Source organism: Nocardia sp. NPDC001965 (genome assembly GCF_053594175.1).
The window spans coordinates 409,503-423,459 of record NZ_JBSFDZ010000003.1 but is presented as its reverse complement, the minus strand read 5'-3'; the positions used below and the strand labels follow the sequence as shown (position 1 = coordinate 423,459).

The following is a 13,957-nucleotide window of genomic DNA, read 5'->3' as shown; positions in this document are numbered from 1 at the left end:
CCCAGGCGATGGCCAGCAGCGGAAGGTAGATCCGAGCACCACCATCCACCAAATTGGTGATACCCGCCATCGCCAACAGCCGGCCGAATCTTCCTTGCAGCACGCCCGCTCCTCAGATCAGTTCAACATCGAGAGCTCTGGACACTCGCTCGACCTCAGCGGTGTGAGCCTTCGAGAGTCCGGTCAGGGCCTTCCGCGTCGCCGCTCGGACGTCGGTCCCCTCGAGATGATCCTCGACCTGAATCATCAACCCGTCGAGTGCTTCCACGTTCGGTGCGGAGGCCAGTACCGTCAGAGCAATCGCTTCGCGCATACCGACTGTGGGCGATTTACGGAGGGTTTCCGAGATGTAATTGCTCGCATGATAGCGGCGCGCCGCATCAAGTATTTCCCATGACGCAGGACCCCCACGATCCACCGCCAGAGAAGTTGTGATCGTGGATATTGGGATCTGGCACAAATTTCGCGATCTCGGCCGTTGAGATGATCAGTTACTCAGCAGGATTCGCTTTCGGAGCAGGTCGGTGTTCGCTCGGCCGAGCATCTGTCGCTCGAGCATCTTGATCCGGTTGACCTGGCCTTCGACGGCGCCGCTGCTCCAGGGGAGGGTGAGACCGGCGGTGACGGCGTCGTGGTCGCGGCGCAGGCCGCGCACGAACGAGTGCAGCGCGGGCTGGTCGTCGGCATCCACGGTTGCCATCCATTGCTGGAGGTCGCGGCCTCGGCGTTGGCCCATGATCTCGGCGAACGCGCGAACGTGGGTGGCGAGGGCGGCCAATTCCGGGCTGGCGGCAAGGATGGCGTCGAGGTCGCGCTGTTCGTCGGGATCGAGGTTGGCGGGCTGGGTCATGATCCAGGCCGTGGCGCGCCGGACCGCGGGCGGTTTGCGTGACGGCTCGACGGTTCGGGTCCGGCAGGTTTCCCGCACAGGTCCGGCCGCCGCCGATCACCGCGACGACCCAGCAGAGCAGCGAGATCCACCCGGTCATGGCTTCGATGCTGCCGCTGCTCCGTGGCTACAGCCGTAGCACCTGATCGGTGCCGGTGGTCAGTTCTCGATCACGAGATCGCACACGGTGTGGGCGAGTCCGCGGACGCCGGAGTCGAGAACACCGGAGCGGTAGGCGGGCCAGTCCGCGAGCTTGGGAGCGTCGCGGGCCGATCCACGCGCGATCATCCGCTGCCGGATCTGCTCAGCAGGAGAATCGATCCACACAGCCACGACCGGCAGTTGCGCAGCCGCCTGGGCATGCTGTCGAAGAAATTCACCGAATGAGCAGGCTACGGCGGCCGCCGCGCGCAGGATGGACAGAAACGGCGCCTCGAGCACCACGGGTGACGCTCCGCCACGGTCAGACCGGTGCGGATGAGGCTGTCGGAGATCCCGGGTGAGACGACATCCTGGCGCCGGTGACCGGCGGAGGAAGTGCCGCGGCGCCCTACAGGACCCACTGCACCTACCTCGCGACCGCCACCGCGGAGCCGAGCGAGTACGTGAGTTTCTACGACAGTCAGAAGGGTTCGTTCGATCAGCCCGGCGCGATTCTTGTCGGGAAGTCCGGCACCGCGACCGCGGAATAGACCCCGGAGGTTCCCGGCATGCACACGCTGTACGCCGTGAACATCGCCGGTGAACAGTCACTCGAAGTGGAGGTCGGCTCCGGGCTGAACCTCGGCTCGGCCTGCCCGGTGTTGTGACCGGTGTGGGATCCGGGGCTGTAATTCGTGTGCGGTCAGCCGGATGGAGATCCGAAGGCGCTGTCGCCGATTTCGCGCAGTTGCTGGCGCACGGCGTCGTCGCACAGAGACCCGTCGACGCCGGCCCGATAGGCCGAGGCGGGGCTGATACCGAGCCGCTCGGCCAGCTCGTATTCCTGACCGAGCGTGGTACCGAACAGAGCCGGGTCGTCGGTGCCGATACTGCATCGAACGCCCGCCTCCCGCAGCCGGGGGAGAGGGTGTTCCGAGATATCGGCCACGACACGGGTGGCGACGTTGGAGGTCGGGGTCACGCGAAGTACGGTTCCTCGATCCACGAGCTCGGCCATGAGGGCGGGATCGCCCGCCGCGGCGATCCCGTGCTGTAGCCCGTCGGGGTTCCAGCGCAGGACATCTCGGATAGCGTGCACACCTCCGGCTTCTCCCGCGTGCGGCACGATCCCCAGCCCACCCTCCCGGGCGATGGCCACCGCCCGGTCGAATTCCGAGACGTCGCCGCGCGCTAATTCGTCGCCGCCGGCGTCCAGGCCGACAATGCCCCGGTCCCGGTAGCGCACAGCCCATCGCGCGCATTCTTCGGCGAGGTCGCGGTCGACTCCCCAGATCAGGCTGGGCATGGCACGCACCGTGACGCCGTAGTGTTCGGCCGCCGCGGTGATGCCGTCGGTGACACCGTCGAACATCGCCGGATAGGGGATACCGTCCCATTTGTTGCGATTGATGGGGGAAAAGGTTGTTTCGATGTACTGCACGCCGTGCGTTTTCGCATCCAGGGCGTAATCGAGGACGGCCCGGCGGAAATCGTCTTCGGTGCGCATCGTGCCGGTAGTAGTGCGCCACATCTCCAGGAAGTGGCCGAAGTCACGGTACCGATACAGCGCCGACAGCGCCTCGACATTGTCCGCGGGCAGTGCCACACCGTTGCGCCGGGCCATGTCCAGCAACTTCTGCGGCCGGATCGTGCCTTCGAGATGGACATGCAGTTCGATCTTCGGATACGGGTCGGCGGATCCGGGACCCGGCAGCGCCGCGCCATCGGAACCGCCGCCGGAGCCATGAGGAAATCCTTTGTCGGCGTCGGAGAATTCCGCGGACGTCTTCTCGAGTTTCCGGGCGAAGGGTCTGATGCCGTGGCCGACATCGGCCCCTTCCAATCTCACGAACCAACTGCTCATGTCTTGGCCGGCTCGGAGAACAGCTTGCGTGATCTCGTACGACCGGACCAGCACAACGCCACCCTCTGCACTTCCACCACAGCCTGCCGACCTCGTCCGGAACTCTAACGGAATGCCGGCTTCCGGTTCGGCGAAGGGTCCGAACAGTCGGTGGGGAACTGGAAGCGGCAGTTCCTCGAGTCGGGCCGGGCCGGTAGCCGGTGAGTCCGGGCCCCTTCGACGCGGGAGCAGCAGCTCGAGGCCGAGGTGGCCGAGTTGACCCAGGCCCCCGGTGAGGCGCATGTGGAGGCGCGGGTGTGGAAGAAATCCACGGAGGGCCGGTTGGGCCCTTCGAGGACCTCGAGGTGATCTGTGCGTCCGCGGGCATGCCGACCGCGAGGTTTTGCCAGGTGATCGGCATGCCCGAGCGGACCTGGCGTCGCCGGCAGGCCCGCGTCCGTTCCGGCGCGCCGGTCAAGGGGCCGCGGCCGCGACCTGCGCGGGAGGCGGTGTGTGGGGCCGCCGGGCGGCATGCGCTGGCGCACCCGGCGTGGGGCCATCGCACGGTGTGGGCGATGTGCCGCCGCGACGGCCACCAGGTATCGCAGGCGACCGTCCTGCGGCCGCTGCGCGACGAAGGGCTGCTGCTGCCGGCTGCTTATAAGCGGGAACGCCGCGCGTCGGCTGCGCGCCGCAGAGCTGCGTTCGCCGACGAGTCGACCGGACCGAATCAAGTGTGGCAGCTCGACCTTTCGGAGTTCGAGACCACTTCGGGCGGGACATGGCGGATCGCGGGCTGCCGCGACTACTGGTCGAAATACGAGCACCCATGGCATGTATCACCCAAAGCGAACCAGCACGACGCGATCACCGCGGTCGAGCTCGCCCTCGCCGACTACGAGCGCGTGTTCGCCAACTGGCAAGTAGCCACTTTTGAAAGCCTGCGCCATTCCTAGGTGCGAGTCGGCGCAGGAATGTCAGCGTGCTGGGCCGCGGATACGACGTGGGTGCGCGGGTAGGCGGCATTGGGCGTTAGTAGTGGCCCTCGTATCTGCTGGTGCTGAACTGCGGCTGTTGTTCCGTCAGGCCGGGCAGATTTGTTGCGCCTGGCCTACTTCGGGAAGCGGAGCTGGTGGGTGGTGGTGTCGAACAGTGCGCGCTGAGAGAAGTGCGCTGCGGTGGTGGCGGCGAGAGTCGCGGCGGTGAGCAGCATGTACATGACGACGATCTGGTAGCGGACGGCGGTCAACGGGTCCACGCCGGCGATGATCAGACCGGTCATCGCACCCGGGAGGCTGACCAGGCCCACGACTTTCGTCGAGTCGATGGCGGGCAGCAGCGCGGTCCGGACAGCGGAGCGGCGGTGCGGGGCGAACGCGGTGGTAGTGGGCATGGCCAGCGCGAGGCGGGCTTCGATCGCGGGGCGGGCGTCGCGGATGTCCTCGCCCACGCGCAACATGGTCAGGCCGGTGGCCTGCATGGCGGTGGCCACGATCATGCCCGAGACCGGGATGATCACCGCGGCCCGTACGGGCAGGATCTCGAACACTGTCAAAGCAGCCAGGGTGGGCAGTGATCCCGCGGTGATCGCGGCGGTGGCCAAGGTCCGCGCGTGGGGTACGGCGCGGCCGCGGCTCCCGGCGACCTGCCCGGCGATGAGCAGCATCACCATCACCCAGCCGATGACTCCGGCGGTGGCGGCGTGGGTGAACAGCAGCAGCAACGCCACCCCAACCACCGCCAGCTGCACGGCGGCGCGGATCGCTGCGGTCAGCAGGTCGCGCGTCAGGCCCAGCCGCTGAGACGCCGCAACACCGACGGCGACGGCTACCAATGGGATCGAGGCCGCCACCTGCCACCACGTCATTGCCGTATTCACGGGTGCTCACCGGATTCGGAGTGGATACGGCCGTGGTCGAGGGTGATCACCTGGTCCGCTAGGCGGCGGATCTGTGCGGGGTTGTGGCTGACCAGCACCACCGTGTCACCGCGGGTGGTGAACTCGTTCAGGGTGTGTTCGATCGCGTGTGCGGTGGTCGGATCTAGGGCGGCAGTGGGCTCGTCCAGCAGCAGCACCTGCGGATCCATCGCCAGGGCACGGGCCAGGCACACGCGGGCGGCTTCCCCGCCGGAGAGCCCGACCGTGGCTCGATCGCAGAACCGGGCCGCAAAGCCCACCTGCTCGAGTAGGACTGTGGCGTCGGTCCGGGCCAGGTCGGGTTGCGCGCACCGTAGGTCGCCGAGCACGGTGTCGGTCAGTAGGGTGGGGTGCTGGGATACCAGCTGCACCCGGCGGCGTAAGTCGAGCACATCATGGTCGCTGAGCGCGATCCCGTTGAAGGTGATGTGGCCGGTATCGGGTTCGTCGAGGCGGTTCAGCAGCCGCAGCAGGCTGGATTTCCCCGCGCCGCTCGGGCCGATGACGATGGTGCAGGCCCCCGCCGCGATGTCGGCAGTGAGCCGGTCGAGGATCGTGACCGCGCCGCGGCGCAGGGACACCTTGTCGATCTCGAACCCCGTGCCCGGCCGAGGACCACCCGCCGCGCCTCGTGGTACGGGTTCGGTGCTGGGGTGGTCAGGCCGGCGCGCGGCCGAGAAGGGTTTCACGGTCGTAGTAGTCGTAGAGGCCGTCGAAGATCGGTCCGGCCACGGCCAGGGTGCGGGTGTCATCGCCGGCCAGCGACAGCCCGCGCAGCACGACGTCGAGGCCAGGGGCTTCGGGGGCGTCGTAGCGTTCGTCGTCGAGATCGGCTTCGTGCACGATCTCGGCCAGCCGCCACAACACCGGATCGGTGAGTTCGTAGCGTCGCAGAATGGTTTCGAAGCTGCAGTCCCCACCGTGGTGGCCGAGCTCGACCCCACGCATATCGAACGGCGTCGCGTCAGCGGGTACCTCGGTCGGGTCGTTGACGAACACGAATTCGGCGTCGGGGTCTATGTCGCGGCGGATCAGCCAGGCGCAGGCGGCGCGGTCGATGTGGATACCGGCGCGGGTGGCCCATTTCATGCGGACTCCTCGGAAACGTTGTCGGGATGCAAGGCCTGCACCGCCCGGACCGCGGCGGTGCGTTCAGGGGGCGGGAAGTAGTCTCTGCGCTGGATACGGCGCAGTTCACCGCGCAGCCGGCGCAGCGCCCGCAACCGTTCGGCCTCGGGCAGAGTGGCGGCCTGCCTAACCTCGGCGATCACCGCGGTGTATTCGCCCGCGCGGGCATCGGCCATCGACTGGGCCAGGCGGCGTTCCTGGCCGAGGGCGGCGGGCTGGGCCAGCCACACCATCGCCTCCCCGCCGCTTTCGACGATTTCCTCGGCGAGCCAGTCCAGTTGCTCGCGGGTACGGGCATCGGCCGGCAGCCCCACGACCCCGTCACCAAGGGTGGCTACGCCGAGGCGTTTGAGTTTGCGCCACACGGTGATCCGGGCTGTGGACGGTTCGCGTGGCATTCGGTAGGACAGCAGCACCCACTGCCTCGGCCCGCTTGCGCGGGTGGGTTTCGCGCCGCTCATCCGCGGACCCCGGTTTCATCGACCGTCCTCACCCCACCAATCCTAACGCAACCATGGTTGCAATTCTTCTCACAGTCCAGAATCGCCGCAACCGTGGTTTCATGCAACCATGGTTACATCCGGTGCTGGATTCGGTCGAAAAGGAACTCCGCCGTTGCTACACGACACCACCACGACAGATGTCATCCCGCTGCGCACCGCAACCAAGGCGTGGTTCCTGATCTCGCTGCAGACCTTCGGCGGACCGGCCGGTCAGATCGCGGTCATGCAACGCACCCTGGTCGAGGAGAATCGCTGGATCGGCCAGCAACGCTTCCTGCACGCCCTCAACTACTGCATGCTGCTGCCCGGCCCCGAAGCCCAGCAGCTGGCCATCTACGTCGGCTGGCTGCTCAACGGCCGCCGGGGCGGGCTGATCGCGGGCACCCTGTTCGTCCTGCCCGGCATGCTCGCCCTGCTGGCGCTGTCTGCGATCTATGTGGGCTTCGGTGACACCACCCTGGTCACCGCGCTGTTCGCCGGTCTCGCCCCTGCGGTGGTGGTCATCGTCGCTCAAGCGCTGCTCCGGGTCGGTCGCCGCGCACTGCGCCACCGCGGCCTGATCGCGATCGCCGCGGCCGCGTTTCTGGCGCTGACCTTGTTCGCCATCCCGTTCCCGATCGTCATCGCCGCCGCCGCGCTCGCCGGCTGGGTGCTGGCCCGCGCCTTCCCAGGCACCTTGACCGCTACCGATCAGGGCGGCGAAACCGATGACGGGCCTGCGCCGTTGATCGCCGACGACGCGCTACATCACGAACCGCCTTCGGCGCGGCGCAACCTGTTCGTGCTCGGCGTCGGGCTGCTCGTCTGGGCCCTGCCCGTGCTGGCCGCCGCGGTCTTGACCGGTACCTCCAGCACCCTGACCACCCAGGGCGTGTTCTTCTCCGGAACTGCGGTGGTCACCTTCGGCGGCGCCTACGCCGTGCTGGCCTTCGTCGCGCAACGTGCCGTCGAGGTCTACGGCTGGCTCGCCCCCACCGACATGGTCCGCGGCCTCGCCTTGGCCGAATCCACCCCCGGACCGTTGATCATGGTCGTCCAGTTCGTCGCGTTCCTCGGCGCCTACAACAACCCTGGCACCCTCAACCCGTGGGTTGCCGGTCTGCTCGGATCGCTGCTCACGACCTGGGTCACCTTCGTGCCCTGCTTCCTGTTCATCCTGCTCGGCGCCCCCTACGTCGAACGCCTACGTCACAACCGAACACTGTCGGCGGCGCTGACCGGCATCACCGCGGCCGTCGTCGGCGTCATCGCCAACCTCGGCGTCTACTTCGCCCTGCACACCGTGTTCGCCGATACCCGCACACGCACCACCGGCCCCCTGAACGTGCAGGTCCCCGACCTCGGGAGCATTAACCCGATCGCGGTATCCATCACCACCCTCGCGGCGCTGCTCACCTTCAAACTCGGCTGGTCCATGCCCCGAGTCCTCGCTATCAGCGCAGCGTTCGGGCTCCTCGCCGGCCTTGCCGGACTCCCCCTGCCCTGATCCTTCTCCGGCATGTGCCAGAGCCATTCTTGCGGACCCAGACGTTTGCCCGGTTGTCGTTCGTTGCCGCAGCTGGAACAGGTCCGCAGGTTTCGTTCCGCTCGTTCCGGTTTGAGCAGTTCATCACCGCTCACCGCGAGTTGCTGGTGAACCGCCGGCCACGCCGCGTGCTGGGCTGCGCGCCGACCGGCCGGATCGCCGATAGGCAGGCGATGCTCGCGTTGCCGCCTCTCGCGCCGGAGACCGGGTGGATATCGCGGCTACGCCGCCTCGCCGGTGCCCGCGGGTCTCGCCGCAGCGCGGGCAAGCCCGCTGCGGCGGTTCGGGCACTGATGGAGATGACCTACACCGCTCCGGAGCTGTCGCTGTAGCTGGTGTGGGATCTGATCGAGAACACCGTGACCCGGGCCGAGCTGCGGACTGTGCTGGCCACGGTCGACGACCTGATGCCGCCGTCGGACGCCGAGCTGGAGGGGTCGCGGGCCGAGGAGCCGTGGTGTTCCTGCCTGCTGGTTCGATGCCCGCCACGTCGATCACGACCTGATCGGCGGGCGTGGTTGCGGCTGGCGTTTCCGGCCGATCGGCCGGAGGAGACCGTGGACCGGGCCGCGTACACGTTGTGCCAGCTCGAACAGTTCCACCGTCATCTCGAGCACCGCAGCCCGCCGTAGAGACCGCAGTGCGGCGTCGGGGGCCGCGGGCCGCCGTCTCGCCGGGGCGATTCTCCTCCCACATCCGCCAGCGCGGCCCCCGGAGGGCTCCGGGCCCACGGCGCTCAGCTTCTGTGGTCGGTCACTTCGAGCTACCGGTCGGGTCAGCTGTCGATTTCCATCACTACAGCCTTGGGCTCGGTGAAGAACTCACGACTGAAATTGCCGCCCTCGCGACCGACACCCGAATCTCCGACCCCCCCGAACGGCGCCCGGAGATCGCGGACGAAGAAGCAGTTCACCCATACGGTGCCGGCGCGCAGCAACGACGAGACCCGATGAGCCCGGGACAGATTCTGGGTGAACACCATCGCGTTCAGGCCGAACGGCGTGTCATTCGCGCGGTCGACAGCCTCTTTCTCGGAGTCGAACGGCGTCACGACGACTACCGGGCCGAAAATCTCCTCACGGCAGACACGGGCGGTAGCGGGCGCATCGGTGACGACGGTCGGGCGAACCACCCAGCCCTCACCGAGGCCACCCATTATCGTCGTGCCGCCGTCGGCTTCCACCCCGTCTACGAACGATCGGACCTTGGTGTAGTGCTCCTCGGTAGCCAACGGGCCGAGCTGTGTCGAGGGGTCTTTCGGGTCGCCGATGATCAGCGCGTCGGCGGCTTCGCAGAAGCGGCGCAGGAATTCGTCATAGATACCGCGTTCCACGAACAGACGGCTGCCGGCGAGACAGACCTGTCCCGCGTTGTTGAAGATGGCCTTGATCGACCACTGCACCGCGGACTCGAGATCCGCGTCGGCGAACACGATGTTCGCACCTTTTCCGCCCAGTTCGAGACTCACCGGTGTGAGGTTGCCCGCGGCAGCCCGCGCGATGGCGCGGCCCGTTGTCGATTCTCCGGTGAAAGTGATCCGATCGACCCGGGGGTCGGTGGTGAGCGCCTCGCCCACCGAATCAGGGCCGAAACCGTGGACCACGTTCAGCACGCCCGGGGGCATACCGGCTTCGAGCGCGAGTCGAGCCAGGATGGCTGCCGAACTGGGGGTGTCCTCGGCAGGTTTGAGCACGACGGTGTTTCCCCACGCCAGCGCCGGCGCGATTTTCCATGTCTCGAGCATCAGCGGGAAGTTCCACGGCGCGATCGCCGCGACTACGCCGGCCGATTCGAACCGCGTGTAGGCGTGGTGACCGGAGTCCATCGGAAGAGTCTCCGCCGCCGACATCCGGGCGTGGTCGGCGAAGAATCGGAAGTTCAGTGCCGAGCGCGGCACATCTTTCGACGAACTGTCACTGATGGGTTTGCCCATGTCCTGCGTATCGGCCATCGCCAACTCGTGGGTGTTCTGGTCCATGAGGTCGGCGAGACGGTGCAGAATCCGGCCACGCTCGGCGAAACCCATCCGCGGCCACGCACCGGAATCGAAGGCGTCGCGAGCCGCGCCGACGGCGAGCGCGGCCTCTTCGGCGCCGCCGAGCGCGACCTGCGTTCGTACCTCGCGAGTCCACGGATCGACGTTGTCGAAGCGGCCGTCGTCCTTCGACTCGATCTCTTTTCCGTCGATGAAGTGAGGAATCAGTTCCATTGTCATCTCTCTCGTTCCTGAATGGTGACGTCTCCGGCGGCCCAATGAGTACCGGGGACCTCTCGGACGACGACACGAATACTGGCCAGTGGGGCGCCGGTGGTGTCGGCGGTGGCATGGGTGAGTGCGGAGATCAGGTCGCGCAGGGTCTGCGGACTGCGTCCTTCCACGAGTGTCACTTCGACGAACGGCATCAGCGCACCGCCTCGAAGGACGTGACAATGGTGGCCACGGAGTCGATGCGGGCGAATACGGTGCCCATCACGCGCAGACTGTTCTCGTGCAGTTCGGGGAAGTAACCGGCGACGGCGTCGCGTGCCACGACGACCTCGAAGTCACGGAAGAACGCGTCTCGGACGGTCGATTCGACACAGAAGTCGGTGCGCACACCCGCGACCGTTATTCGGGTGACGTCGGCAAGCGCCTCATCGAGTTTCGTCCGATAGAACGCGCTGAACCTCGGCTTGACGACGACGGCGTCCTCCGGCCGAACGTCGAGTTCCGATACGAAGTCGCTACCCCACGTGCCGGCTCGCAATCCGGAGTCCCGCAGGAAAGGACTGCGCTGGGCCAGGATTCCGACAGCGGCATCATCGGCCCACTCCATCCGTACCCAGATGACCGGAATGCCGGCCGAGCGAGCCGACCCGACCAGCGTGTTGACGCGGCCGACCAGACCCGGCAGATCGTCGATGACCAAACCGGCCTCGGCGAATACACCGTTCGAGTGGCAGTAGTCGTTCTGCATATCGATGACGACCACCGCCTCGGCGGCGCGACCGGCGTTCGGAGCCACGGCGCTCATCCCCGGTCGGCGTTGGTGGTGAGCGCAGCGTGCGCTTCGAGCGCCTTCGCGGTTCTGCCGGCGTCACCACTGGCGATGGCTTCCACGAGTTCACGATGCACCCTGGCGCCCACTCCGATATCCATCGAAGGATCCGGCGCTACAACGCCTTCCAGCCGAGATTCGACGAACTCCAGCAGCGACAGGTACGTGTGCTTGAGGATCTCGTTGGTGGTGACCCCGGCTATGCGCTTGTGCAAAGCCCAGTTGGCCCGGAGATAGGCCTCCGCACTCAGATCGGGGGTGAACATCACTTCGGCCAACGACCGCAACTCCTCGATATCGACTGCATTCCGAAAACGAGTGGCGTCCTGGGTGATGAGTGGTTCGAGTCCTTCGCGCACGATGAGGCAGTCGGTCACCGAGACAGAGTCCCCACTCAATTCGAGCATCTTCTGCCCGAGACGAACCAGCGGCGGCGGCGAGGCAACGAAAACCCCGCCACGTACACCCGGGCGGATGGTGATCATCTTTCGCGCACTCAACAGTCTGATCGCTTCGTTGAAGGTCGCGACCGCCACGTCGTACCGGTCGCGCAGACTCTCCTTGGTCCCGAGCCGATGACCGTTGACGAGTCCCTCGTTGCGAATCATCTGCTCGATGTCGCGGGCCACCTCGTCCGCCCGGGAGGACGAGGATCGGGTTACCAATTCACGTTTGCTCATAGTGCGCCCCTCTGTTCTGCCGTGGATGTGGTGCCCGCCGACGCCGATCCGGCTCGCGTATGCCCCGACAGGTACCGGACGGCATTCCCACCCAGAATCAGCTGCTTCTCCTCGTCTGTCAGGTCGAGCCCCCGAACCGATTGCAGCGGCGATCGGTCCGCGAGATCGAAGGGGAAGTCGCTGCCCATCAGGACGTTCGATACGCCGACCCTGCCGATCAGGCGTGCGAGCACGTCATCGTCGAACACCGCCGTGTCGTACATCAACATACGCAGATAGTCCGACGGCGGCCGATCCACCTTTCGCGCGGACGACTTGCGCTCCCAGCCCAGATCCAACCGAGGAGTGATGCCGGGCAGGCACCCACCGCCGTGCGCGAGGCACAGCCGGAGGTCATAGCGATCGAGGACACCGCCGAACACCAGACGCGAGACCGCCAGGCCGGTTTCGACCGGGTAGCCCAGAAGCTGGACGAGGTGATAGTCGGCGAGACGGGTCCGGTCCGAGACCCTGCTGGGATGCACCAGAACCAGAATCTGCCGTTTCGAGAGCTCGTCCCACAGTGGTTCGTTGACCGGGGCATCCAGCTCCGCGCTGCCACCGTAGGTTCCGATGGTCGCCCCCGCGAATCCGAGTTCGTCCACGCAGCGGCGCAGCTCGTCACTCGCCTCGGTCAGACCGACCGGAAGAGTGGCCATACCCACCAACCTGTCCGGAGCCTGTCCGACGAATTCCGCCAGCGCATCGTTGGATTGCCGAACCACCTCCAGTGTCAGTGCGTTCTCGGTGGATTCGGATGCGAACAGAAACGGCGGGGCCGACACCGCGTGAACCGATACGCCTGCGGCGTCCATCGAACGAATTCGTGCTTCGACGTCGAACTGCTCGGGCGGGAAAGGGATCGCCGCACCGCGGTTCAATCCGCAAACCGCCGGATCTATCGACACCGATCCCGTTGCCATATCGGACAAGTCCGCCAGTCCACCGGCCTCCAGCCATTCGAGCAGTGGTAGGGGCATGGCATGACTGTGGATATCGATGACGGGTGTGGGAAGTGCGCCGGTCGGCACCGTTGCTCTAGCCACTTCGCTCGGCCATATACGCGTCGTAGTCGTCACCCAGCAACGAGCGGATCAAGGCCGTCGCCGCGCCGGACGTACCGGCTTTCTCACCGGTGCCGTAGATCAGGCGCGCGAGCTGGGAGAGCAGGTACGGGTGCAGACCCATTTCGTGCAGTCCGCGGAAGTCGCGATCTCTGATGGCCTGCCGCTCGGCGTCGGACAGCGGATATTCGTCGAGGACGTCGTTCTCGTCCGACTCGAAACGTGCCCGGAACTCGTGGTCCCACTTGAGATCCTGTACGAGATCGTTTGTTTTCAACAGTGGATTGAACCGATCCAACGGCATGGTCTCAGATCCTTCCTTTCGATACCGAATTCACACGTCCCACCGCACCGCACCGACGCCGCATCTCCACTGGTCCACTGCGACATAACCGAGGTCTGTGCACGGACGGGGCCCGATGGCTCCCATGACGACCGTCCAGGAGAGCAGCTCCGCGGTGCCTCCCGAGCCGGCCTCCTCCATCCGCTCGAACGTCGCTTCGGCGAGAATCCGATCGTGGTCGCCCTGGACCAGCAGATCCATGTACCAGCGGTCGAACTTCTCGTCGATCTCGAGATAGCGGGGCCCGCCGGGCTCGTGGCTGAGACCACCGGAGCCGAGCAGACCGATACGTGCGTCGGCCGGGAGGTCCTCGACGATGGCTCGGCCCAGGGCCTTCCCGAAGTCGTAGCAGACGCACTCGTCCGGAACCGGAGGCACCGTGCAGTTCTGCAGGATCGGGATGATCGGTATATCGAGTGAGGTCAACCCGGCCATGGTGACCGGTACCGAGACGTTGTCGTCGAATCGGAAATTCTCGCGAACCCCGCGCACGTTGGGCCCACACTCACGAACGGACTCGAACAACGTCTTCGCTATTTCCGGGGCACCGCGCAGATCGTAATCCGCCACGCGGAGCCATGGTTTGAACCACTCGTCCGGCCCCGGGTGCCGATCGGCGAGGCCGAACGAGAAGTCCCACGGCTCGCTCACCCGGGTATTGGCCACGTGGTCGTTGCCGATGATCAGCAGCGCATCGAGGTCCGCGGCGGCCACCTCGTCGTGGATGGCATCGTAGGCCCGCTGGACTGTGTCTCTATCGGATTGGGGCGCCTTGTCGAACCACCCTGTCAAGCCCGGCGTGTGACTCGCCGCCACCGCGAGACTGATCGTCGCCATGATACCTCC

20 protein-coding genes are annotated in these 13,957 nt (G+C 66.4%); 5 read left to right on the top strand and 15 right to left on the bottom strand.

Going from position 1 to position 13,957, the window contains the following annotated elements:
- Positions 1 to 112 precede the first annotated feature (112 nt).
- The 3 genes from ACWCPQ_RS08470 to ACWCPQ_RS08460 form a co-directional block, all read right to left on the bottom strand.
- Entirely contained in the window at positions 113 to 313 is a 201-nt protein-coding gene (locus tag ACWCPQ_RS08470) for a hypothetical protein (RefSeq protein ID WP_449896213.1), read from the bottom strand.
- A 174-nt stretch (positions 314 to 487) separates the two neighbouring features.
- Positions 488 to 928, bottom strand: coding sequence for an ISL3 family transposase (locus ACWCPQ_RS08465; RefSeq protein ID WP_449896211.1), 441 nt, complete (start codon positions 926 to 928; stop codon positions 488 to 490).
- A gap of 120 nt (positions 929 to 1,048) precedes the next feature.
- On the bottom strand, positions 1,049 to 1,333 hold the full coding sequence (locus ACWCPQ_RS08460) for a hypothetical protein (RefSeq protein ID WP_449896209.1): 285 nt from the start codon (positions 1,331 to 1,333) through the stop codon (positions 1,049 to 1,051).
- 77 nt (positions 1,334 to 1,410) lie between these two features.
- Here ACWCPQ_RS08460 and ACWCPQ_RS08455 point away from each other — a divergent pair, with 77 nt between their 5' ends.
- Positions 1,411 to 1,581, top strand: a complete 171-nt coding sequence (locus tag ACWCPQ_RS08455) for a hypothetical protein (RefSeq protein WP_449896207.1) — start codon at positions 1,411 to 1,413, stop codon at positions 1,579 to 1,581.
- 152 nt (positions 1,582 to 1,733) lie between these two features.
- On the opposite strand, the gene add is transcribed toward ACWCPQ_RS08455, so the two are convergent.
- Positions 1,734 to 3,176, bottom strand: coding sequence for an adenosine deaminase (add, locus tag ACWCPQ_RS08450; protein ID WP_449896205.1), 1,443 nt, complete (start codon positions 3,174 to 3,176; stop codon positions 1,734 to 1,736).
- Between the two features lie 14 nt (positions 3,177 to 3,190).
- Here add and ACWCPQ_RS08445 point away from each other — a divergent pair, with 14 nt between their 5' ends.
- Positions 3,191 to 3,829, top strand: coding sequence for a hypothetical protein (locus tag ACWCPQ_RS08445; protein WP_449896204.1), 639 nt, complete (start codon positions 3,191 to 3,193; stop codon positions 3,827 to 3,829).
- Positions 3,830 to 3,984: 155 nt separating this feature from the next.
- Here the strand turns inward: ACWCPQ_RS08445 and ACWCPQ_RS08440 are convergent, their stop codons facing one another.
- The 4 genes from ACWCPQ_RS08440 to ACWCPQ_RS08425 form a co-directional block, all read right to left on the bottom strand.
- The gene (locus ACWCPQ_RS08440) at positions 3,985 to 4,740 is read right to left on the bottom strand and encodes an ABC transporter permease (protein WP_449896202.1); all 756 of its coding nucleotides are present in this window, start codon (positions 4,738 to 4,740) and stop codon (positions 3,985 to 3,987) included.
- 8 nt (positions 4,741 to 4,748) lie between these two features.
- Positions 4,749 to 5,372 carry an ABC transporter ATP-binding protein gene (locus ACWCPQ_RS08435; RefSeq protein WP_449896200.1) on the bottom strand — a complete coding sequence of 208 codons (624 nt, stop codon included), beginning with the start codon at positions 5,370 to 5,372 and terminating at the stop codon, positions 4,749 to 4,751.
- A gap of 76 nt (positions 5,373 to 5,448) precedes the next feature.
- Complete coding sequence (locus ACWCPQ_RS08430) at positions 5,449 to 5,880, bottom strand: chromate resistance protein ChrB domain-containing protein (RefSeq protein WP_449896198.1); 432 nt, start codon at positions 5,878 to 5,880, stop codon at positions 5,449 to 5,451.
- Positions 5,877 to 6,380, bottom strand: a complete 504-nt coding sequence (locus ACWCPQ_RS08425; protein ID WP_449896196.1) for a Chromate resistance protein ChrB — start codon at positions 6,378 to 6,380, stop codon at positions 5,877 to 5,879. The genes ACWCPQ_RS08430 and ACWCPQ_RS08425 overlap by 4 nt, the downstream gene beginning before the upstream one ends.
- Positions 6,381 to 6,534: 154 nt before the next feature.
- Here ACWCPQ_RS08425 and chrA point away from each other — a divergent pair, with 154 nt between their 5' ends.
- From chrA to ACWCPQ_RS08410, 3 genes are read left to right on the top strand one after another with little or no spacing between them, the layout of a single operon-like run.
- Entirely contained in the window at positions 6,535 to 7,908 is a 1,374-nt protein-coding gene (gene chrA, locus ACWCPQ_RS08420) for a chromate efflux transporter (protein WP_449896194.1), read from the top strand.
- Between the two features lie 14 nt (positions 7,909 to 7,922).
- Entirely contained in the window at positions 7,923 to 8,279 is a 357-nt protein-coding gene (locus tag ACWCPQ_RS08415; RefSeq protein WP_449896193.1) for a hypothetical protein, read from the top strand.
- Between the two features lie 3 nt (positions 8,280 to 8,282).
- A complete protein-coding gene (locus ACWCPQ_RS08410) occupies positions 8,283 to 8,579 on the top strand; it encodes a hypothetical protein (protein WP_449896191.1) in 297 nt (98 codons plus the stop codon).
- A gap of 143 nt (positions 8,580 to 8,722) precedes the next feature.
- Here ACWCPQ_RS08410 and ACWCPQ_RS08405 read toward each other — a convergent pair whose 3' ends face one another.
- Genes ACWCPQ_RS08405 through ACWCPQ_RS08375 form a run of 7 tightly spaced genes read right to left on the bottom strand, consistent with a single transcriptional unit; the run spans position 8,723 to position 13,948 of the window.
- Entirely contained in the window at positions 8,723 to 10,162 is a 1,440-nt protein-coding gene (locus tag ACWCPQ_RS08405; RefSeq protein WP_449896189.1) for an aldehyde dehydrogenase, read from the bottom strand.
- On the bottom strand, positions 10,159 to 10,350 hold the full coding sequence (locus ACWCPQ_RS08400) for a tautomerase family protein (RefSeq protein ID WP_449896187.1): 192 nt from the start codon (positions 10,348 to 10,350) through the stop codon (positions 10,159 to 10,161). The genes ACWCPQ_RS08405 and ACWCPQ_RS08400 overlap by 4 nt, the downstream gene beginning before the upstream one ends.
- Positions 10,350 to 10,952 carry a cysteine hydrolase family protein gene (locus tag ACWCPQ_RS08395; protein WP_449896185.1) on the bottom strand — a complete coding sequence of 201 codons (603 nt, stop codon included), beginning with the start codon at positions 10,950 to 10,952 and terminating at the stop codon, positions 10,350 to 10,352. The genes ACWCPQ_RS08400 and ACWCPQ_RS08395 overlap by 1 nt, the downstream gene beginning before the upstream one ends.
- Before the next feature lie 5 nt (positions 10,953 to 10,957).
- Positions 10,958 to 11,665 carry a FadR/GntR family transcriptional regulator gene (locus tag ACWCPQ_RS08390; RefSeq protein WP_449896183.1) on the bottom strand — a complete coding sequence of 236 codons (708 nt, stop codon included), beginning with the start codon at positions 11,663 to 11,665 and terminating at the stop codon, positions 10,958 to 10,960.
- Positions 11,662 to 12,735, bottom strand: coding sequence for an amidohydrolase family protein (locus tag ACWCPQ_RS08385; protein WP_449896241.1), 1,074 nt, complete (start codon positions 12,733 to 12,735; stop codon positions 11,662 to 11,664). The genes ACWCPQ_RS08390 and ACWCPQ_RS08385 overlap by 4 nt, the downstream gene beginning before the upstream one ends.
- 7 nt (positions 12,736 to 12,742) lie before the next feature.
- The gene (locus ACWCPQ_RS08380) at positions 12,743 to 13,072 is read right to left on the bottom strand and encodes a hypothetical protein (protein ID WP_449896181.1); all 330 of its coding nucleotides are present in this window, start codon (positions 13,070 to 13,072) and stop codon (positions 12,743 to 12,745) included.
- A 30-nt stretch (positions 13,073 to 13,102) separates the two neighbouring features.
- Positions 13,103 to 13,948 (bottom strand): DODA-type extradiol aromatic ring-opening family dioxygenase, encoded by an 846-nt coding sequence (locus tag ACWCPQ_RS08375; protein ID WP_449896179.1) that lies wholly within the window; start codon positions 13,946 to 13,948, stop codon positions 13,103 to 13,105.
- Between the last annotated feature and the right edge of the window lie 9 nt (positions 13,949 to 13,957).